Genomic DNA, 20,701 nt, shown 5'->3' with positions numbered 1-20,701 from the left:
GCGCCTGGGTAGCCGACGACCGCACCGGCTCGACAGGTGCGGCGCTCGATCGGGGAGGGGACGGGGTCGCGGCCATCGCGGGAACATCGTTGCACAAGCCCAGGAGGGAGCGGCACGTGATGGTCCAACCTGGTGACAGGCTCGTAACACCCGGAGCGATCCTCGCACGTGGCGCTCACCCGGGCGAGTGACCACATGGAGTATTCGACGTGGGCGTTCATCCGGTTCGGGTGAGGCGGGGCGAGCCCGTCAGGAGCGCGCGTGCGCCCGGGACGACAGCGGGAGGTGACGGCGGCAGCCGGCGCCCTGCCCGGTGATCCGCTGCGCGGCGAGCTTCCCGGAGACCAGCACCGGCGGCACGCCCACACCCGGCGTGGTGCCGCAGCCCGCCAGCACCGCGTTGTCGAGCACGAGGTTGCGCGGCCGGAACGGCCCGGTCTGCGCGAACGTGTGCGCCGCGGAGAACGGGGTGCCGGCCGCCAGGCCCATCCCGGCCCAGTCACGCGGGGTGACGAGCTGCTCCACCTCGATCGAGTCGCCGAACCCGGTCAGGCCCCGTCGTTCCAGGACGCCGACGAGTTCGTCCCGGTAGGCCGGGCCGACGCGCTCCCAGTCGATCGGGCCGGTGCGCAGGTTCGGCGCCGGGGCCAGCACGAACATGCCCTGGCCCTCGTCGGGCGGGGCGGTGACCAGCAGCGACGGGTCGCTCATCAGCGTGCCGCGGCGGGTCAGCTCGTCGAACGTCCGGTCCCACGCGTCGCCGAAGAAGATCGTGTGGTGGGCCAGCTCGGGCCAGGTGCGCGGCACGCCCGCGTGCAGCACGACGGCGGAGGGGGACCAGGTGATCGGCAGCGGGCGGCGCGGCTGGTGGCCGAGCAGCCGGTAGGAGGCGGGCAGGTCGGGGGTGAGCACGACCGCGTCGCACGGGATGCGCTCGCCGTGGGTGGTGCGCACGGCGGTCACCCGGCCGCCGATCCGCTCCAGCCACGCCACCTGGGTCTGGTACCGCAGGTCCGCTCCCGCGTCGGTCGCCGCGGCGGCGAGGGCGTCCGGCAGCGCCCGCATCCCGCCGCGCGGGTGGTGGACGCCCGCGACGGTGTCCATGTAGGCGATCACGGCGTAGGCGGCGAGCGCGCGGCGGGGCGGCACGCCCGCGTACAGGGACTGGAAGGAGAAGACGCGCCGCAGCCGCTCGTCGTGCAGGAACCGGGCGACGGACGGGCCGAGGCGGCCGAACCCGCGCAGCGCGGCGAGCCGGGCCAGCTGGGGGGTCAGGAGGGACAGCGGCGAGTCGAAGTTCGCCCCGATGAACGCGTCGCGCTCCACCCGGTACAGCTCGGTCAGCCAGCGGCGGAGGTCGCGGTAGCCCAGCGCCTCGCGCGGCCCGGCGAACCTGCGCACCTCGGCCTCCATGGCGTCCGCGTCGGCGTGCACGTCGAGGACGGAGCCGTCGGCGAACCTGGCCCGGTAGGCCGGGTCCACGGGGAGCAGGTCGAGCCGGTCGCGCAGCGAGTCGCCCACCGCGTGCAGGGCCTCGTCGACCAGCTCGGGCATGGTCAGGACGGTGGGGCCGGTGTCGAAGCGGTAACCGCCGAGGTCGAGCCGCCCGACCCGGCCGCCGGGCACGGCGTCGCGCTCGACCACGGTGACGCGGCGGCCCGCGCCGAGCAGGTGCAGGGCCGCGGACAGCCCCGCGAGGCCCGCGCCCACCACGACGACGTGGTCGGTGGGTCCGGTGACGGTGCGCGTCCGCGTCGTGCGTGGGGGCATCGTTCAGCGGGTCCGTTTCGTGGCGCTGACCGCCAGTTCGGCGAGGCGCTCGGCGGCGGGTTCGGCGACGGGCGCGGCGTGCAGGGCGCTCAGCGCGGACGCCGTCAGCTCGGTGATCCGCCGCTCGACGGCGTCGACCGCGCCGACGTCGCGCAGCTGCGCGCGGGCCTCGTCGACGGTGGCGGCGTCCAGGTCGGGGCGGCCCAGCGCCTCGTGCAGCACGTCCGCGCCGCGCTGCATGCCCAGGGCGACGAGGAGGGTGCGCTTGCCCTCGCGCAGGTCGTCGCCCGCGGGCTTGCCGGTGACGGCCGGGTCGCCGAACACGCCGAGCAGGTCGTCGCGCAGCTGGAACGCCACGCCGATGTCCCGGCCGAACGCGCGCAGGCCGTCGACGAGGGCGGGGGAGCCGCTGCCGATGGCCGCGCCCATGTGCAGCGGGCGTTCGACGGTGTAGGCGGCGGTCTTGAGGCGGTCGATGCGCAGCGCGGCGTCCGGGGAGGAGTCGCCCCGGGCCTGGGTGAGCACGTCGAGGTACTGGCCGGCCAGCATCTCGGTGCGCATGTCCCGCCACGGCAGGCTGAGGCGCTGGAGCGCGTCGGTGGGCAGGCCCGCCGCGAAGAGCATGTCGTCGGCCCAGGCGAGCGCGACGTCGCCGATCAGCACGGCCGCGGCCAAGCCGAAGCGCTCGGGCGCGCCGAGCCAGTCCTCGGCGCGGTGCTGCGCGGCGAAGCGGACGTGCACGGTCGGCATGCCGCGGCGCGTCTCGGAGGCGTCCATCAGGTCGTCGTGCACCAGGGCGCACGCCTGGATCAGTTCGAGGGAGCTGACCGCGGTGAGCACGGCCGCCGCTTCCGGGCTCTCCGGGTCGCCGCCCGCGGCGCGCCAGCCCCACCAGGCGAACGTCGGCCGGATGCGCTTGCCGCCGCCGAGGACGAAGTCGGCCAGCGCGTCGACCGCGCCGGTGAAGCTCTCCTCCATGCGGGCCCCGAGGGCCCGGCGGTCGGCGAGGTAACCTGCCAACGCCTCGTCGACGTGCTTGGGCAGTTCTAGGTCCAGCGGGTGGAGCGGCACCCGCCTATCGTCGCCTCTGCCGGTTCGGGGGGCCCAACCGGGTGGGTGGACGCCCCGCTGATCCCTGCTTGCCGTTCCGCTGGTCCCATCTGGTGAAAGCCTCCTTCCACGCTGTGGGTGTGCCTTTAGGCTGGTGGCATGACGTCGGTGGTCGAACGCCTGAGCGGGGGCTCCCCCGTGTTCTCCGTGGAGTTCTTCCCGCCCCGGGACGCGGCGGACGAGACCGTGCTGTGGCGCGCGATCCGCGAGCTGGAGCCCCTCGACCCGGCGTTCGTGTCCATCACGTACGGGGCGGGCGGCTCGTCGCGCGACCGGACCATCCGGACCACCGGGCGCGTGGTGCAGGAGACGACGCTGGTGCCGATGGCGCACCTGACGGCCGTCGACCACTCGGTGGCCGAGCTGCGGAACGTGATCGGCTGGTACGCGGCGGTGGGCGTGCGGAACATCCTGGCGGTGCGCGGCGACCCGCCCGGCGACCCCAACGGCGAGTGGGTGCCGCACCCCGACGGGCTGACGTACGCGGAGGAGCTGGTCCGGCTGTGCCGGGAGCTGGGCGACTTCTGCGTGGGCGTGGCGGCGTTCCCCTACGGGCACCCGCGGTCGGCCGACCTGGACGAGGACACCCGGTACCTGGTGCGCAAGCTGCGGGCGGGGGCGGATTTCGCCATCGCGCAGCTGTTCCTGGACGTGGACGACTTCCTCAGGCTGCGCGACCGGGTGCGGGCGGTGGGCTGCGACACGCCGTTGCTGCCGGGGCTGATGCCGTTGACGACACCGCGGACGCTGGCCAAGACGGTGGAGCTGTCGGGGGCGCCGCTGCCGCCCGCCGTGGCGCGGCGGTTGGAGCCGCTGGCGGGTGACGCGGCGGCGTTCCGCGAGGCCGGGGTGGACCTGGTGACGGAGATGGGGGAGCGGTTGCTGGCCGAGGGCGTGCCGGCGCTGCACTTCTACACGTTCAACCGGTCGAAGGCGACGCGCGAGGTCGTCGGGCGGCTGGGGCTGGTGCCCGCCCGGGCGTGAGCCGGGGCCGGGTCGGCTTCCCCGGCCGGGGTGTCGTGGTGACGGCACCCCGACCGGGACCGTGCAGGGCGTGGCCGCCCTAGGAGTGCAGGTGCCGCTCGGTGGCCGAGTCGAGGGTCACGCCGAGGCGGTTCAGGCCGTTGATGCTGATGATCAGCGCCAGCAGGTCGGCCAGCTCCTTCTCGGCGAACGCCTTCGACGCCCGCTCCCAGAGGTCGTCGGGCACCCCGTGCTCGCCCGGGCGCGTCACGGCGTCGGTCAGCTCGAGGGCGACCCGCTCGGTGTCGCTGAAGAACCGCGACTCGCGCCACACGGAGACCGCGAAGAGGCGCTGGGGGTTCTCGCCCGCCTTGAGCGCGTCCTCGGTGTGCATGTCGACGCAGAACGCGCAGCCGTTGAGGACCGAGGCGCGCAGCTTCACCAGTTCGAGGAGGGTGTGGTCGACGTGCTCGGTGGTGTAGGTGTTCAGGGCGATCATCAGCTTGTACGCACGGGGTGCGACCTCGGCGAAGTTCATCCTCATGCGGGGAGGACGAGACGGCGGCCGGTGGTGTGACAGGCCCGGCGCGTCAGGCGACCGCGTTCCGGCGGTGGGCGACCGCCGCGAGCACCACGACGATCAGGGCCGCGCCGCCGGTGAGTCCGGCCACCAGCATGGTCCAGCCGAAGTACGACACGGAGTTCGCCCCGGCGTAGCGCACCGTGGCGTTCAGCATCGACGCCTGGCCGGGTTTGGGTGCCCAGGCGATCGTGGCGTTGTCTTCTTCTCGCCCGTTCGTGTCGATGATTTCACCCGGGAAGCTGATCTTGACCTGGATGTCGGCCCGCTCCGGCGGCACCTGGGTCAGGTCCACCGAGCCGGACAGCGTCACCAGGTCGCCGGAGCGGCGGAAGTTCAGCTGGTAGCGGCTGGACGAGGCGCTGGTCGCGATCGACAGGGCTCGGACCTCGTCGAACGTCAGGCCGCTGAAGAACACCTGGGTGCCCACGTACTCGTCGGCGGCGTACGGCTTGGTCGTGACGCGGCCGGCCAGTTCGCCCGGCACCTTCAGCCGGGGGCCCGGGTCGTCGTCCCGGGTGGGTGGCGTGGCGGCGGTGATCTCGCCCGACACGCGGTCGTCCTGCGACAACGCCATGGCGGCGTGCAGCCGGACGCACCCCGTCAGCGACAGCAGCGCGAGGAGGAGAACCGGGAGGAGGAGCGCGGAGGCCCTGGACACGCGGTCATCCTGCCGGCTGCCGTCAAAAGTTGACCTGCGGTCCGTAATCGTGAGCCTCGCTAAATACCTGTCGGTGGTACAGGGGCCGCAGGTAACGTGCGGCGCATGTCAACCTCCTCGGCCGGCGTGCACGGCATCAGCAACCAGTTCGTAGCCGACTACGCGGCGGCGGACCCGCTGGTCGCCACGTCCATCGGCCTGCCCGGCCACGACCACAGGTTGCCCGACTACTCGCCCGAGGGGCACGCGGCGCGGGAGGAACTGGCCCGCAAGGCGCTCGCCGCGGTGGAGGCGGCGGAGCCCGCGGACAAGTCCGAGGCCGACGCGAAGGCCGTGTTCCTGGAGCGGGTCGGGCTCGAGGTCGAGCTGTACGAGGCCGGGTTGGTGGAGGGCAACCTCAACGTCATCGCCAGCCCGGTGCAGTCGCTGCGCGAGGTGTTCGACCAGATGCCCACCGCGACCCCGGACGACTGGGCCGTGATCGCCGAGCGGCTCAAGGCGGTGCCGCGGGCGCTGGCCGACCTGCGCGCCGGGTTGGCGTCCTCCGCGGACAAGGGGCGGGTCTCGGCCCTGCGCCAGGTCACCCGGGTCGCCGAGCAGTGCGACACGTGGGCCGGGCGCGGCGGGCAGTCGTCGTTCTTCGCCGACTTCGTCGCGGGCGCCCCCGGTGACGGCGCGCTGCGGACGGAGCTGCTGGCCGGCGCGGAGGCCGCCGCCTCGGCGTACGGGGACCTGGCGGCGTTCCTGCGGGCCGAGCTGGCGCCCCGGGCCCCGGAGAAGGACGCGGTCGGCGAGGACGTGTACCGCCTCCAGTCGCGCTACTTCACCGGGTCGAAGCTGGACCTGGCCGAGGCCTACGAGTGGGGCTGGGCGGAGTTCACCCGCATCGAGACCGAGATGAAGCAGGTCGCGGGCCGGATCAAGCCGGGCGCCTCGCTCGCCGAGGCCGCCGGGGCGCTGGACGCGAACCCGCGGTACCTGGTGCACGGCAAGGACGGCCTCCGGTCGTGGATGCAGGAGCTGTCCGACAGGGCCCTCCGGGACGTGCGGGGCGTGCACTTCGAGCTGCCCGACGAGCTGATGGCGCTGGAGTGCCGCATCGCGCCGCCCGGCGGCGGCGTGGGCGCCTACTACACCGGCCCGACGCCGGACTTCTCCCGGCCCGGCCGCATGTGGTGGTCCGTGCCGGACGACAAGCAGGAGTTCTCCACCTGGCGCGAGGTCACGACCGTCTACCACGAGGGCGTGCCCGGCCACCACCTCCAGGTCGCGACGGCGGTCTACCAGGCCGGGAAGCTCAACGACTTCCAGCGGCTGCTGTGCTGGGTCTCCGGGCACGGCGAGGGCTGGGCGCTGTACGCCGAGCGGCTGATGCGCGAGCTGGGCTACCTGGAGGACGACGGCGACCTGCTGGGCATGCTCGACGCCCACCTGTTCCGCGCGGCCCGGGTGATCATCGACATCGGCATGCACCTCGAGCTGGAGATCCCGAGGGGCGCCGGCTTCCACGAGGGCGAGCGGTGGACGCCGGAGCTGGGCCTGGAGTTCATGCTCACCCGCACGATCACCGACCCGGCGCACGTGCGCGACGAGATCGACCGCTACCTGGGCTGGCCCGGCCAGGCCCCGTCGTACAAGCTCGGCGAGCGGCTGTGGCTGGCGGCGCGCGACGACGCCCGCGCGCGGCACGGGTCCTCGTTCGACCTGAAGGTGTTCCACAAGGACGCGCTGGAGATGGGCGCGATGGGCCTGGACACGCTGCGCGAGCGCTTGGCGGAACTGTGACGTTCTGATTCGATCGGAACCGGTGGCCTCACGCACAGGTCACCGGTTCCGGTGTTTGATGTCCTGTGGACGAGCGAGGGGGGACCTGTGGGCGGACGGACGAGGCGCGCGGCGCTCGGGGCGTTGGCGGTCGCGCTGGTGCTGCTCGGCGCGGCTCCCGCACAGGCGCAGCCCGGGGTGGGCGACCAGGCGCAGTGGCGCATCCGGCAGGACATCGTCGACCACGCGCTGCGCGAGGTCGGCCAGCGCGAGGGCAAGGGCAACTTCTACCCGGAGAAGTACCGGGACGTGGAACCCGGCGTCCTGCGCCCCGCCGAGTGGTGCGGCGTCTTCGTCAACTGGGCGTGGGCGACCGCGGGCGTGGTGGACAAGCCGTCGATGCGGCCCGCCCCCGGCGCGTCCGTGCTGGAGCAGGGCCACTGGGCGACGTACTGGCAGAAGTGGGGCAAGACCACCGGCCGCTGGAAGGACATCTCCGAGCGGGACGTGGAGCCGGGTGACGCCGTCGTGTACGGCAACTTCCCCGACTTCCACGCGCACGTGGGGCTGGTGGTCGAGGTCAAGTACGACCGGACCGGGCGCAAGGCCACGCACGTGCGGACGGTCGAGGGGAACTTCGGCGACCGGGTCGTCTACTCGAAGCTGCGCAGCATCGAGGGGCTCAACGCCGGCAAGTACCTGAAGGCCACCGGGTTCGTGTCGCCGTTCTAGCCGTCCGGCGTCCCCGCCGTCCTAGTCGTCCCGGTCGATCGGCAGGGTGCGGCCCAGGACCGCGAAGGGGCGCGGGTCGCCGGTGAACTGGTAGTGCCGCAGCACGTCCGCGAAGCCCATGCGCCGGTAGAGGCGCCACGCCTTGCTCGGACCCTCGGGGGTGGACAGCAGGACGCGTGACGTCGGCACGCCCGCCAGCAGGTTGCGCAGCAGCTGCTCGCCGACGCCGCGGCCCTGGGCGCGCGGCAGGACGTGCAGCTCGGTGAGCTCGAAGTAGTCGCGCATCCACTCCTCGACCGCGTTCGGCCCGGCGACGGTGGTCAGGCCGTGGCGCACCTGCTCGTGCCACCACTGGCCCACCGAGCCGCGGTAGCCGTAGCCGATGCCGATCAGCTCGTCCTCCTCGCCCAGGGCCACCACGCACCGCCAGCCCTCGCGCAGCATGTGCGCCAACCACATGGGGGCGCGCTGCTCCGCCGTGCCGGGCGGGTAGCCCATGGCGCTCACGTACAGCGCCAGGGCCTCGCCGAGGCGGGCGTTGAGCTCGCGGGGGGACAGCTCGACCAGCCGTTGCGACGGTGCCGCGGTCACCGCGCCACCTCGGCGGGTGTGCCGCCGGTCAGCTCGACCAGGCCGGCGTAGGTGGTGGGGTAGACGGCGTGCGGGTGGCCCGCGGCGGCCCACACCACGTCGTACTGCTCCAGGGCCACGTCCACGAAGGTGCGGATGGGCGCGGGGTGGCCGACCGGCGAGACGCCGCCGATCACCTGGCCGGTGTGCTGCCGGACGAAGTCCGGGGTGGCGCGCTCGATGCGGTCCGCCCCGGCCAGGGCGGCCAGCGTGGCGGTGTCGGCGCGGTGCGCGCCGGAGGTGAGCACGAGCAGGGGTGTCGCCTCGTCGCCCCGGACGGCGGCGAACACGAGGCTGTTGGCGATCGCGCCGACCGGCACGCCGACCGCCTCGGCCGCCGCGGCGGCGGTGCGGACGGCGTCGGCCAGCACGCGGATGCCGTTCGCCGCGTCGTGGTGCCCTGCTTCGGCCAGGGCGGCGGAGACCTTGCGGATGCCGGGGTGGTCGAGTGCGCTCACCCGTTCATGAGACCACGCGCGGTCGGGTTGAGGAGTGCCGGGCCGGCAGGATAGTCTTGGTCTGCTCGAACGTCTGTTCGAGCAATGCCTTGGTGGTGGGGCGGGGGAAGCGCCCCACCACCAAGTGCCGCCGTCTCCCCGCGGCGGTCGTCGCCGTCCCGACGCCGCGAGGAGGCCGCGAGATGACTTCGACCTTCCCCCGCCTCCCACTCCCGCCGGCGTCGGCGGTGCACCTGCTCGCCCAGGCCCGTTCCTGCCTCGCGCAGGCCGGGCGGGAGGCCGACCCGGCCGCTCGTTTCGCGGAGGCGTACCTGGCCGCGATGCGCGCGGCGGCGGCCGTGCTGGCGGCGCGGGGCCGTCCCCACCGGGGACGCGCCAAGCCGACCAGCGTCTGGGTCCTGCTGCCCCGGCTCGCGCCGGAGCTGCGCGAGTGGGCCGCGTACTTCGCCGAGTGCTCGGCGACGCGCGCGGCCGTCCTGGCGGGCATCACCGGGCGGGTCACGCCGAGAGCGGCCGACGACCTCGTGCGCCAAGCGGCGCAGTTCACCGAACTGGTCGACGAGATCATGTACGAGGACAGAACACTGTGAGCAGGGGACTGGTCGACTACGACCGCCTGATCGACGTCGTCGAGCTGGAGGCCGAACGCCTGGCCGCCTCGGTGGCCGGGCAGCGCCCGGAACGCCAGGTGCCCGCGTGCCCCGGCCTGAACCTGGGGGAGACGGCGCGGCACGTCGGCAGCACCTACCGGATGGTGTCGACCTGGTTGAGGGAGGGCAGGCAGCCGCTGGTGTGGCAGCAGGACCCGGGGCGCGGGCAGCCCCTGGAGGAGTACGTGCGCGCCGGCGTGCCCGCGTTGGTGCGGGCGCTGCGGGTGCGCGACCCGGACGACTTCTGCGAGACGTGGTGGCCCGCCGAGCGGACGGCCGCGTTCTGGGCGAGGCGGCTCGCGCACGAGTCCACCGTGCACCGCATGGACGTGCAGTCGGCGGCCGGGCTGCCGATCGACCCGGTGGACGACGACATCGCCGAGGACGGCGTGGACGAGGTGCTGACCCTGTGGCTGGGGCACCGGCTGGACGTCCTCGGCGTGCGCGGCACGCGGCCCGGGTCGGTGGCGGTGCGGGCGGGGGAGCGGACGTGGATCGCCGTCGCGGGGCCGGAACCGGCGACGGCGCGGCTGGTGCCGCCCGGCGGGGAAGCGGTGGCGGACGGTCGGGTCGGTGGCACGCCGATGCAGGTCTACCGCTGGTTGTGGGGCCGCATCCCGGACCGCGAGCTGCCGCCGGCGAGCGGTGACCACGACGCGATCGCGCAGCTGTGGGCGTTGCTGAGGCTGGCCACGAAGTAGGCCGGTCCTCCCGGGGCGGGCGCCGTCCCGGGAGGACCCCTCGTCGCTACAGGGTGAGCGACGCCACCTCGTGCAGGCCGTCGGTCTTCGCGGTCTCCAGGCGGAAGCGGGACTCGCGGCCCTCGAACTCCAGGATGCCGACCGAGTTGCCGAAGTGCGGACCGCTCAGCTTGTGCCACGCCACCGGGTCCGGCGAGATGCCGCGGCGGTCGGCCAACCAGCGCAGGAACCGCGCGATCGGCTTCGACCACGACAGGCGGAACGCGGGGCGGAAGATCCACGGCGGGTCGTTGTGCACCGGCGAGCACACGAGTTGGTAGACCTTGGCGTCGACCTTCGAGGCGAACGACGCGCGCGCCGCGTAGCTGTGGTGCACGTCGCCCGACAGCACGCACACCGTGCCCGGCGCGTCCTCGGCCTTCGAGACGCGCTCCAGCAGCCTCGCCAACCGCTCGAACGACGCGCGGAACGCGGGCCAGTGCTCCAGGTCCGACACCTGGCGCACCGTCTCGCCGATCCGGCCGCGCAGGCCCGGCAGGCCCGCCATGCGCTCGTTCAACGACTGGAGGTGGCTCAACCCGTGCGGCATGAGCCACGGCAGCGAGGACCCGATCAGCAGGTGCTCGAAGTCGCCGGTGGCGTTCTCCTCGATCCACTCGAACTCGCCGTTGCCGACCATCAGCCGCTCCGGCCCGGACAGGATGCGCCCGCTGCGGGTGTCGATCACCAGCAGCCGGATCGGCCCGAAGTCGCGCTTGTAGCTCCACCGCGTCGACTTGTGGCCGTCGACCTCCCGGTCGGCCTCCTCGGCGAAGTCCTCCAGGAGCTGCTGCACGTCGCCGCCCGTCGTGCGCACCTTCTGGTACAGCGGGTCGCGCGCCAGCTCGTCCGGCGACAGGTTGCCCAGGTGCTGGTAGACCCAGTACGACGCCAACCCCGCGCGGATGCGCTCGGGCCACCACTTCTTGGTCGCCATCTGCTCCCGCCAGGTGCGGGAGGTGTTCCAGTCGTCGCGCACGTCGTGGTCGTCGAAGATCATCGACGTCGGCACCACCGACATCAGCCAGCGGATCTCCGGGTCGGCCCACGACTCGTGGTACAGCTCGGCGTACTCGCGGAACGACACGACCTCGCCCACGGGCTCCGGCCGCCGCTCCGCCAACCACTCCGTGATCCGCGGCGTCGGCTCGTCGGCGTACACCTGGTCGCCCAGCAGCACGAGCGCGTCCGGCCACCGCTCGACCGGCTCGTCCTTCATCCGCAGCGCGTACGAGTCCAGCGCGTCCACGCCGAGCTTGTCGGCCTTGGTGGGGTTGGGGATCGCCTTCGCCGCGCGGCACGAGCCGAACAGCATGCGCCGCACCGGACCCGTGCGGATCACCGGCGCGGGGAACGGCGACTCCGCCGGTGGCCACACCACGTCGCCGCCGATCCGCACGTCGTAGGGGATCGTCGTGCCGGGTTCGAGGTCCTCCACCACCACCAGGGCGAAGTGCTGCTCGCCCACCTGGAACGTGGCCGCGCGGTGTCCCGCGATCTCGACCTCACACGCCGTGTCCGTCTCCACCCAGAGCGTGGCCGACCTGGGGTCGACGTGCCTGAGCACCGGACCGAGCACCAACTCCGCCATGGGGCAGACGTTACCTTCGGTCCATGACCACGAGGTGGACCGATGTCGTCATGGACTCCCGCGATCCCGTAGCGCTCGGCCGGTTCTGGGCGTCGCTGCTGCGCACGGAGGTCGTCGACGAGAGCCCCGACGAGGTGGACGTGGCGGTGGCGGACGGGCAGGAGCTGGTGATCGTGCCGGTGGCCGACCCGAAGGTGGGCAAGAACCGCGTGCACCTCGACCTCGCGTCGTCGTCGGCGGAGGAGCAGGCGGAGATCGTGGCGCGCGCGCTGGAACTGGGCGCGGTGCGGGCGGACGTCGGGCAGCGCGACGTGCCGTGGGTGGTGCTGGCGGACCCGGAGGGCAACGAGTTCTGCGTGCTGGAGCCGCGTGCGGAGTACACCGGGATCGGGCCGGTCGCCGCGGTGGTCGTGGACGCGCTGGACCCGACCGCGCAGGCCGCCTTCTGGGCCGGTGTGAGCGGGCTGCCGGTGGTGCGGGAGCACGACGACTGCGCGTCGCTGCGGCGGGACAGCGGACCGTGGCTGGAGTTCGTCCGCGTGGCCGAGCCGAAGACGGGCAAGAACCGCGTGCACCTCGACGCGGCGCCGTTCGCCGACGGCGACATCGCGACCGAGGTGGCGCGACTGGAGGCGGCGGGCGCGGTGCGCGTGGACGTCGGGCAGCGCGACGTGCCGTGGGTGGTGCTGGCGGACCCCGAGGGCAACGAGTTCTGCGTGCTGACGCCCCGCTGACCGCCCGCCGGCAGGCGATTCCGGTCGGCGCCCTGTGACTCCGGGGTGCCGTCGTCTACAGTGCCGATATGCAATATATCAGTCGGGCGCTGTACCGGGACCAGGCGCTGACCGCGATCCGCGAGGCCATCCTGGGCGGCGACCTGGCACCCGGCACGCCGATCAAGGACGTCGAGCTGGCCGAACGCCTCGGCCTGTCCCGCACCCCCGTGCGCGAGGCGCTGGCCCGGCTGACCGACGAGGGCCTGGTCGAGACCAAGCCGCACAGCTACACCCGCGTCACGCCGCTCGACACCACCGCCGTGCGCGACGCTCAGGTCGTCATCCAGAGCATGCACGCCCTGGCCGCGCGCCTCGCCGTGCCCGCGCTGACGGCCGCCGACCTCGACGGGATGCGCGCGGCCAACGCGGCGTTCGCCCAGGCGCTCGCCACCGGGGACGTGCCCGCCGCCCTGGCCGCGGACGACGACTTCCACGCCGTGGCCGTGCGGCGCAGCGGCAACTTCGCGGTGATCGCCACGATCGAGCGCTACACGCCGCTCGTGCGCCGCCTGGAACGCCTGCGCTTCGCCGCGCCCACCGGCCGCCACTCGGTGGCCATGCACGACGAGATCACCACCGCCTGCGCCGCCCGGGACGCCGACCTGGCGTCCCGGCTCGTCGAGCGCAACTGGGCGACCCTGCTCGAACTGCTGGAGGAGAACTGAGATGGCGCTGTCCGACTTCCCCCGGTACCCGCTGACGTTCGGCCCGTCGCCGGTGCACCCGCTGGAACGGCTCACCCGGCACCTCGGCGGCGCGTCGGTGTGGGCCAAGCGCGAGGACTGCAACTCCGGCCTCGCCTTCGGCGGCAACAAGACCCGCAAGCTGGAGTACCTCGTCGCCGACGCCCTGGCCACCGGCTGCGACACGCTCGTCTCCATCGGCGGCGTGCAGTCCAACCACACCCGCCAGGTCGCGGCGGCGGCGGCGCGCGCCGGGTTGAAGTGCGTGCTGGTGCAGGAGAGCTGGGTCGACTGGCCGGACGCGGTGTACGACAGGGTGGGCAACATCCTGCTGTCGCGCCTCATGGGCGCCGAGGTCCGGTTGGTGGAGGCCGGGTTCGGCATCGGCGTGAAGCCCGCGTGGGAGGAGGCCGTCGAGGGCGTCCGGGCGGCGGGCGGCACGCCGTACCCGATCCCGGCGGGCGGTTCCGACCACCGGCTGGGCGGGCTGGGCTTCGCCGGCTGGGCGGCCGAGGTCGAGCGGCAGGAGGCGGAGCTGGGTGTGCGCTTCGACACGATCGTCGTGTGCTCGGTGACCGGCAGCACGCAGGCCGGGATGGTCGCCGGCTTCGCCGGGAGCGGCCGGCGGGTCGTCGGCATCGACGCGTCGGCCAAGCCGGACGCCACCCGCGACCAGGTGCTGCGCATCGCGCGGAACACGGCCGGGCTGCTGGAGGTGGAGGTGGCCGAGTCCGAGGTGGTCCTGGACGACCGGTTCCACGAGGGCGTCTACGGCGTGCCCGGAGAGTCCACAGTGGACGCCATGCGGCTCGGCGCCAGGCTGGAGGGGATGATCACGGACCCGGTCTACGAGGGCAAGTCCCTGGCCGGTCTGGTCCGGCTGGTGGAGACCGGGGAGATCCCCCGGGACTCGACGGTGCTGTACGCGCACCTGGGCGGCCAGCCCGCCCTCAACGCCTACAGCTCGCTGTTCCGCTGACGGGGCGCGGGCGTGCCCACGGACGCGCCCGGCGTCACGCCCGCAGTCGCAACCCCTTCGGGGTGGCGCGGAACCCGGCCTCCTGGAGCACGTCCGCCAGTCGCGAGCCCAGCGCCACCTCGCCGTCCGCCCGCTGCACGGCCAGGTGGCCCAACCACCCGTCGCGCACGGCGCGGCCGAGCGCCCGCGCGGCGGCGTGCAGGGCGTCCTCGTCCTCGGTGAACGACAGCAGCGACCGGCCGCCCCGCTCGACGTACAGCGCCGCCACCCCGTCGACCAGGACGACCAGGGCGCCGGACTTGCGGCCCGGCCGGTGCCTGCCCTCGCCCACCGGGGCCGGCCAGGACAGGGCCGCGCCGTACGGCTGGGCCGGGTCGGCGGCGGCCAGCACGACGGCGTCGGGCGTGCCCGCGTGCTCCTGGCCGGGAGGGCGGGACAGGGCGCGCAGGCGGTCCACGGCGCCGCGCGCGGCGAACTGGGCCGCGCCCAGGCCCTCGACGACGTAGCCGCGCACCACCTGGCCGGACTCCTCCATCGCCCGCAGCACCCGGTACACGCCGCTGAACCCGCCGGTGACGCGCTCGGTGTCCAGGGCGCCCCGGGTCAGCACGCCGTGGCGCTCCAGGAACGCCTCGGCGCGGGCGTGCGCCCGGCGGGTCGGGTCGGTGGCCGGGACGACGGCGAGGGACCAGCGGCCGGCGACCGTGGGCGGACCGGTGCGGCTGGGCATGTCCGGCCTGCCCGAGCGCATCCGGGCGTAGCGGCCGCGCGGTGCGGCGCGACGCGGTGTGTGGGCCGTGCCGCCACCGGCGACGAGGGCGCGCAGCGGGGCCAGGGTGTCGTTGGTGACGGTGCCCGCCCACACCAGGTCCCACAGCGCGCCCACGACCTCGCCGTCGGTCGTCGGGCCCTGGAGGGAGACGCGGTCCACCACCTGGCGGAAGAACAGCGCGCCGCCGGCGAGGGTCTCGACCACGGCGGTGTGCAGCGGCGAGTCGGGCGCGGCCTCGGGGACCAGGTCCGGCAGCAGGAGGTCGGCCACGTCCGTCGGCGCCAGGGCGATCCAGCCGTCGCCACCGGCGAGGGAGCCGCAGCCCGTCCACGTGACCTCGCCGGACGCGGTCAGCTCGTCCAGCAGCGCCGGGCTGTAGCCGGGCAGGCGGGCGGGCAGCAGGAGGGATTCGACGGCACTGGCGGGCAGCGGCGCGCCGGCCAGCTGCTCCACCACCGCGTAGACGTCGTCCACGGTGGGCGCGGCGCGCAGCCGGCGGCCCACGCCGTGCCAGGTCGGCAGGAACCGGCCCAGGGCGGCGGGCTCCACCGGCTCCACCTCGGCCCGCAGCCGGGCCAGGGACGCCCGGCGCAGCCTGCGCAGCACCTCGGAGTCGCAGTACTCGGTGTGCGTGCCACCCGGCCTCAGCTCGCCGCGCACCAGGCGACCGGCCGCCGCCATCCGCTCCAGCACGCCTGTGACGACCGCGACGCCCAGGCCGAACCGCTCGGCCGCCCGCGCCGCCGGGAACGGGCCCCGGGTGCGGGCGTAGCGGGACAGCAGGTCGCCCAGCGGGTCGGCGACCGGTTCGGTGAACGCCTCGGGCACGCCCACGGGCAGCGCCACGCCCAGCGCGTCGCGCACCCGGCCCGCGTCCTCGATGCCGATCACCCGGTCCTCGCCCGCGACGCGGACGCGGATCGCCCGGCGCTGCGCCACCAGGTCCGCCAGCCACTCCGGCCGCACGCCGCGCTCGGCGGCCTCCGCCTCGGTGAGGTCGCCCAGGAACCGCAGCAGGTCGGCGGCGTCCTCCGCGTCGCGCGCGCGCCGGTCGGGGACGAGGCGCTGGAGGGTGCGCTCGACCTCCTCCACGACCTCCGGGTCGAGCAGCTCGCGGATCGCCTCGGAGCCCAGCAGCTCGGCCAGCAGCGTCGAGTCCAGCGACAGCGCGGCGGCCCGCCGCTCGGCCAGCGGCGCGTCCGCCTCGTACAGGAACATGCCGACGTAGCCGAACAGCAGGCTGCGCGCGAACGGCGAGGGCGACGGCGTCTCCACCTCGACCACGCGGACCCGGCGCGCCCGGACGTCCGTCATCAGCTCCCGCAGCCCCGGCACGTCGTAGACGTCCTGGAGGCACTCGCGCATCGCTTCGAGCACCACCGGGAAGCTCTCGTACTTCGCCGCCACCGACAGCAGCTGCGCGGCCTTCTGCCGCTGCTGCCACAGCGGGGTGCGCCGCCTCGGGTCGCGGCGGGGCAGCAGCAGGGACCGGGCCGCGCACTCGCGGAACCGGGCCGCGAACAACGCCGAACCGCCCACCTCCGCGACGACGACCCGGTCGACCTCCTCCGGGTCGAGCAGCACGTCCTCGGCGCCCGCGACCACCGGCGAGCCGTCGAGGTCGACCGCGTCCGGCAGCCGCACCACGATGCCGTCGTCGGAGTGCGCCGCCTGCACCTCGATGCCGCGCCGCTCGCGCAGCCGCGCCGCGATGGCCAGCGCCCACGGCGCGTTGACCTGCGCGCCGAACGGCGAGTGCACGACGAGCCGCCAGTCGCCCAGCTCGTCGCGGAACCGCTCGACCAGGACGGTGCGGTCGTTCGGCACGTGCCTGGTCGCCTCGCGCTGCTCGCCCAGGTACGCCAGCAGGTTCGACGTCGCCCACGCGTCCAGGCCCGCGGCGGCGGTGCGCTCCTCCGCCTCGGCCCGGTCCAGCGCGGACACCTCGCGCAGGAACTTCCCCAGCGCGCGGCCCAGCTCCAGCGGGCGGCCCGGCGCGTCGCCCTTCCAGAACGGCATCCGCGCGGGCTGGCCGGGCGCGGGCACCACGACCACGCGGTCGTGGGTGATGTCCTCGACGCGCCACGACGACGTGCCGAGCAGGAACGTGTCGCCGACCCGCGACTCGTACACCATCTCCTCGTCCAGCTCGCCCACCCGCGAGCCGGGGCCGCGCTCGGACGCCGGCGTCATCACCGCGAACAGCCCCCGGTCGGGGATGGTGCCACCCGAGGTCACCGCCAGCCGCTGCGACCCGGGCCGGCCGCGCAGCTCGCCGCCGACCCGGTCCCACGTGATGCGCGGGCGCAGCTCGCCGAACTCCTCGCTCGGGTACCGGCCGGACAGCATGTCGAGCACGGCGTGCAGCGCCGACTCGGGCAGCGCCGAGAACGGGGCCGCCCGCCGCACCAGCCCCGCCAGCGCCCCGACCGTCCACGTCTCCATCGCCACCATGGCCACGACGTGCTGCGCGAGCACGTCGAGCGGGTTGCGCGGGTACCGCACGGCCTCGATCGCGCCGTCCCGCATCCGCTCCGCGACCACCGCGCACGACACCAGGTCGCCCCGGAACTTGGGGAACACCACCCCGCGCGACACCGCGCCCACCTGGTGACCCGCGCGGCCGACGCGCTGCAAGCCGGACGCCACAGTGGGCGGCGCCTCCACCTGCACCACCAGGTCGACCGCGCCCATGTCGATGCCCAGCTCCAGCGACGAGGTGGCCACCACGCACGGCAGCCGCCCGGACTTCAGCTCCTCCTCGACCACGACGCGCTGCTCACGCGACATCGAGCCGTGGTGGGCGCGCGCGATCGTGGCGGCGCGCTGCACGGTGACGCCGGACTGGCCGACCGCCTCGGCCGGGAACCGGCCGGGGTCGGCGCCGGGCGCGCCGTCGAGGTCGGGCGCGCCCGACAGCTCCGCCTCCTCCTCGGCGAGCTCGTTCAACCGGGAGGTGAGCCGCTCCGCGAGCCGTCGCGAGTTGGCGAACACGATCGTCGACCGGTGCCGCCGCACCAGCTCCAGCACCCGCCGCTCCACCGCCGGCCAGATCGACGCCCGCTGCTCCGCGCCCGCCGCCGACCCGGACACCTCGCCGGTGGGCTCGCCCAGCACCGACATGTCCTCGACCGGGACCTCGACGCGCACCTCGATCGTCTTCGCCGTCCTCGGCTGCACGACCCGCACGGCCCGCCCGCCCGCGAGGAACGCGGCCACCTCCTCGACCGGCCGCACCGTCGCGGACAGGCCGATGCGCTGCGCCGGGCGTTCCAGCAGCGCGTCGAGCCGCTCCAGCGACAGCGCCAGGTGCGCGCCGCGCTTCGTGCCCGCCACCGCGTGCACCTCGTCGACGATCACCGTCTCCACCCCGCGCAGCGACTCCCGCGCCGCCGAGGTGAGCACCAGGAACAGCGACTCGGGGGTGGTGACCAGCACGTCCGGCGGTGTCCTGGCGAACGCGCGCCGCGCGTCCGCCGGGGTGTCGCCGGTGCGCATGCCCACCGTGGTGCCCGGTTCGGGCAGCGACAGCCGGTGCGCGGCCTGCCGGATGCCCGCCAGCGGCGCCCTCAGGTTGCGCTCGACGTCGACCGCCAGCGCCTTGAGCGGTGAGACGTACAGCACCCGGCACCGGCGCTTCGGGTCGTCCGGCGGCGGCGTCGACGCGAGCTTGTCCAGGGCCCACAGGAACGCCGCCAGCGTCTTGCCCGAGCCGGTCGGGGCGATGACCAGCGCGTGCTCCCCCTCGGCCGCCGCCTCCCACGCGCCCGCCTGCGCCGCGGTGGGCGCGGCGAAGGCGCCGGCGAACCACTGCCGGGTCGCGGGGGAGAAGCGGTCGAGCACGTCCATGACGACCATCCTGAACCAGCGGTCCGACAATTTCCGGTTGTGGCACGATCACCCCGTTCGAACCGAAAGGGTGAAACCGTGCGCGTCCTGTCCGTGGACCTGGGCACTTCCAACACCGTCGCGGTGCTCGCCGCGCACGGCAGGCCGCCCCGGGTCGTGGAGGTGGACGGGTCGGCCACCATGCCGTCCGCCGTCTACTGCGAGGAGGACGGCACGCTGGTCGTCGGCCGCGACGCCGAGCGCCGCGCCCGCCTGGACCCGTCCCGCTTCGAGCCCAACCCCAAGCGCCGAGTGGACGACGGCGCGCTGCTGCTGGGCGACAACGTCGTGCCGGTCAGCGACGCGCTGGCCGCCGTGCTGCGCCGCGTGCTCGACGAGACCACCCGCCAGCTCGGCGGCGAGCCCGTCGACGAGATCCGCCTCACGCACCCCGCCCAGTGGGGCCCGACGCGCCGCAACGTGCTGCTGTCCGCGGCCCGGCTGGCGGGCGTCACGGGCGAGGTCGTGCTGGTCCCGGAGCCGGTCGCCGCCGCCTCGCACTACGCGTCGCTGGCCGTCGGCCAGGCCCTGGCCGTGTACGACCTGGGCGCGGGCACGTTCGACGTGGCCATCGTCGGCGCCACCCAGAACGGCTTCACCGTGCTCGCCGAGGACGGCCTGCCCGACCTGGGCGGCCTCGACGTGGACCAGGCGCTGCTGGAGCACGTCGGCCGGCAGGTGTCGCACCGCGACCCGGCGGCGTGGCAGCGGCTGCTGCGCCCGGTGTCCACCGCGGACCGCCGCGCCCGCCGTGCGCTGCAGGAGGACGTGCGGGCCGCCAAGGAGTCGCTGTCGAGGCACGCGCACACCGAGGTGCCGATGCCCGAGCCGTTCGAGGACGTGCTGGTCAACCGGTCCGACCTGGAGGCGCTGGTCCGGCCGAGCATGCTGCGCAGCGTCGAGCTGCTGGCGTCCACGATCCGGTCCACCGGCCTCGCGCCGAACCAGCTCGCGGGCATCTACCTCGTGGGCGGCTCCAGCCGCATCCCGCTGGTCGCGACCATGATCGCCGAGCAGGTGCGGGTGGTGCCGACGAGCCTGGACCAGCCGGAGACCGCCGTCGCGCTCGGCGCGCACCACGTGCCCAAGGACGGCGTCACGCCGCGCTCGCAGGAACCGGCGAGGCCGCAGGAGCCGGACACGGTCGTCACCGGGCCGGTGAACCCCGTGCACAGCGGCCCGTACCAGGTCAACCCGGCGCTGAGCGGGCCGAACCCGGCGCTGAGCGGGCCCAACCCCGTGCACAGCGGCCCGTACGCGGTGAACCCGGCGGTCAGCGGGCCGTACCCCGTCAACCCGGCGCTGAGCGGCCCGCAGCAGTTCAACTTCCCCAGCACCTCCCCGCGCGCGAGGACCGCGAGGAAGAAGCCGAGCAGGAACGTGCTGATCGCGGTGGGCGCGGCCCTCGCGGTGGCGCTGGCGGGCGTCGGCGGCTGGTTCGCGTTCGGCGGGGAGGGCGTCCCCACCGCCCAGGACTGCAAGAACGACACCGCGCAGGACGACAGGGGCTTCACCAAGTGCCTGCGGCGGCTGGCGGGGACGGTCCCGGACACCGGCACCTGCAAGGCCGGTGGCACGCCGGGCGTGGGCGGCGTCGACGGCATCAAGGGCACCGTGGTGAGTTGCGCGGTCCAGGACGACTACTCGGTGCAGTACGTGCTGACCGAGACGACCACGGGCGCGGAGCAGGGCGCGGTGGCCGTCGTCCGGTCGCTCAAGAGCGACGTGGTCGAGGCCAGGTGGGCGGGCAACGGGTTCGCGGGCAAGTACCAGGCGTCCGCCGACGGCGGCCTGGGACTGCTGGTGTTCACCGTCGAGGGCCGCCCGCTGCTGGGCATCGTGACCAAGAGCGGTGGCGAGGAGCTGACCGCCGACGAGGTCGCGGACTTCTTCGAGTCCTCGGTCCAGCCCGGCGCCTGACCAGGGGAGCAACCCGGACGGTGGCTGGTCGGCG

The 20,701-nt window shown here is 74.4% G+C and carries 17 protein-coding genes; 9 read left to right on the top strand and 8 right to left on the bottom strand.

Features of this window, described 5'->3' with window-relative positions; all coding sequences use genetic code 11:
• Positions 1–249 precede the first annotated feature (249 nt).
• Positions 250–1,770, bottom strand: coding sequence for a phytoene desaturase family protein (gene crtI / locus CKY47_RS17755; RefSeq protein ID WP_306746958.1), 1,521 nt, complete (start codon positions 1,768–1,770; stop codon positions 250–252).
• 3 nt (positions 1,771–1,773) lie between these two features.
• Positions 1,774–2,841: a polyprenyl synthetase family protein gene (locus tag CKY47_RS17750; RefSeq protein WP_306746957.1), complete on the bottom strand. Its 1,068-nt coding sequence runs from the start codon at positions 2,839–2,841 to the stop codon at positions 1,774–1,776.
• Positions 2,842–2,979: 138 nt separating this feature from the next.
• Here CKY47_RS17750 and CKY47_RS17745 point away from each other — a divergent pair, with 138 nt between their 5' ends.
• Positions 2,980–3,864 (top strand): methylenetetrahydrofolate reductase, encoded by an 885-nt coding sequence (locus CKY47_RS17745; RefSeq protein WP_306746956.1) that lies wholly within the window; start codon positions 2,980–2,982, stop codon positions 3,862–3,864.
• A gap of 79 nt (positions 3,865–3,943) precedes the next feature.
• On the opposite strand, the gene CKY47_RS17740 is transcribed toward CKY47_RS17745, so the two are convergent.
• Positions 3,944–4,387, bottom strand: a complete 444-nt coding sequence (locus tag CKY47_RS17740; protein WP_306746955.1) for a carboxymuconolactone decarboxylase family protein — start codon at positions 4,385–4,387, stop codon at positions 3,944–3,946.
• A 46-nt stretch (positions 4,388–4,433) separates the two neighbouring features.
• Positions 4,434–5,084: a DUF3153 domain-containing protein gene (locus CKY47_RS17735; RefSeq protein ID WP_306746954.1), complete on the bottom strand. Its 651-nt coding sequence runs from the start codon at positions 5,082–5,084 to the stop codon at positions 4,434–4,436.
• A 105-nt stretch (positions 5,085–5,189) separates the two neighbouring features.
• Between CKY47_RS17735 and CKY47_RS17730 the strand changes: the two genes are divergently transcribed.
• Together CKY47_RS17730 and CKY47_RS17725 are read left to right on the top strand one after the other, a co-directional pair.
• Positions 5,190–6,869, top strand: coding sequence for a DUF885 domain-containing protein (locus CKY47_RS17730; protein WP_306746953.1), 1,680 nt, complete (start codon positions 5,190–5,192; stop codon positions 6,867–6,869).
• Between the two features lie 87 nt (positions 6,870–6,956).
• Positions 6,957–7,580 (top strand): CHAP domain-containing protein, encoded by a 624-nt coding sequence (locus CKY47_RS17725; RefSeq protein ID WP_306746952.1) that lies wholly within the window; start codon positions 6,957–6,959, stop codon positions 7,578–7,580.
• A gap of 21 nt (positions 7,581–7,601) precedes the next feature.
• Here the strand turns inward: CKY47_RS17725 and CKY47_RS17720 are convergent, their stop codons facing one another.
• Positions 7,602–8,171, bottom strand: coding sequence for a GNAT family N-acetyltransferase (locus CKY47_RS17720; RefSeq protein ID WP_306746951.1), 570 nt, complete (start codon positions 8,169–8,171; stop codon positions 7,602–7,604).
• A complete protein-coding gene (locus tag CKY47_RS17715) occupies positions 8,168–8,668 on the bottom strand; it encodes a YbaK/EbsC family protein (RefSeq protein WP_306746950.1) in 501 nt (166 codons plus the stop codon). Before CKY47_RS17715 ends, CKY47_RS17720 begins: the two co-directional genes overlap by 4 nt.
• A 182-nt stretch (positions 8,669–8,850) precedes the next feature.
• On the opposite strand from CKY47_RS17715, the gene CKY47_RS17710 reads away from it, so the two are divergent.
• Both CKY47_RS17710 and CKY47_RS17705 read left to right on the top strand, forming a co-directional pair.
• Positions 8,851–9,258, top strand: coding sequence for an SAV_6107 family HEPN domain-containing protein (locus CKY47_RS17710; protein ID WP_306746949.1), 408 nt, complete (start codon positions 8,851–8,853; stop codon positions 9,256–9,258).
• On the top strand, positions 9,255–10,019 hold the full coding sequence (locus CKY47_RS17705; RefSeq protein ID WP_306746948.1) for a maleylpyruvate isomerase family mycothiol-dependent enzyme: 765 nt from the start codon (positions 9,255–9,257) through the stop codon (positions 10,017–10,019). Before CKY47_RS17710 ends, CKY47_RS17705 begins: the two co-directional genes overlap by 4 nt.
• Before the next feature lie 46 nt (positions 10,020–10,065).
• On the opposite strand, the gene CKY47_RS17700 is transcribed toward CKY47_RS17705, so the two are convergent.
• Complete coding sequence (locus tag CKY47_RS17700) at positions 10,066–11,649, bottom strand: alkaline phosphatase D family protein (RefSeq protein WP_306746947.1); 1,584 nt, start codon at positions 11,647–11,649, stop codon at positions 10,066–10,068.
• A gap of 23 nt (positions 11,650–11,672) precedes the next feature.
• Here CKY47_RS17700 and CKY47_RS17695 point away from each other — a divergent pair, with 23 nt between their 5' ends.
• The 3 genes from CKY47_RS17695 (at position 11,673) to CKY47_RS17685 (ending at position 14,087) form a co-directional block, all read left to right on the top strand.
• Positions 11,673–12,383, top strand: coding sequence for a VOC family protein (locus tag CKY47_RS17695; protein WP_306746946.1), 711 nt, complete (start codon positions 11,673–11,675; stop codon positions 12,381–12,383).
• 68 nt (positions 12,384–12,451) lie between these two features.
• Positions 12,452–13,090 (top strand): GntR family transcriptional regulator, encoded by a 639-nt coding sequence (locus tag CKY47_RS17690; RefSeq protein ID WP_306746945.1) that lies wholly within the window; start codon positions 12,452–12,454, stop codon positions 13,088–13,090.
• Between the two features lies 1 nt (position 13,091).
• On the top strand, positions 13,092–14,087 hold the full coding sequence (locus tag CKY47_RS17685; protein ID WP_306746944.1) for a 1-aminocyclopropane-1-carboxylate deaminase: 996 nt from the start codon (positions 13,092–13,094) through the stop codon (positions 14,085–14,087).
• Between the two features lie 34 nt (positions 14,088–14,121).
• On the opposite strand, the gene CKY47_RS17680 is transcribed toward CKY47_RS17685, so the two are convergent.
• Positions 14,122–18,717 carry an ATP-dependent helicase gene (locus CKY47_RS17680; protein ID WP_306747219.1) on the bottom strand — a complete coding sequence of 1,532 codons (4,596 nt, stop codon included), beginning with the start codon at positions 18,715–18,717 and terminating at the stop codon, positions 14,122–14,124.
• A gap of 69 nt (positions 18,718–18,786) precedes the next feature.
• Here CKY47_RS17680 and CKY47_RS17675 point away from each other — a divergent pair, with 69 nt between their 5' ends.
• Positions 18,787–20,667, top strand: a complete 1,881-nt coding sequence (locus tag CKY47_RS17675) for an Hsp70 family protein (RefSeq protein WP_306746943.1) — start codon at positions 18,787–18,789, stop codon at positions 20,665–20,667.
• The last annotated feature ends 34 nt before the right edge of the window (positions 20,668–20,701 follow it).

Origin of the sequence: Saccharothrix longispora, assembly GCF_030852425.1 — a bacterium.
Lineage (GTDB): Bacteria > Actinomycetota > Actinomycetes > Mycobacteriales > Pseudonocardiaceae > Actinosynnema > Actinosynnema longispora.
The sequence above is the reverse complement of the archived record's forward strand: the minus strand, read 5'-3'. Positions and strand labels throughout refer to the sequence as shown.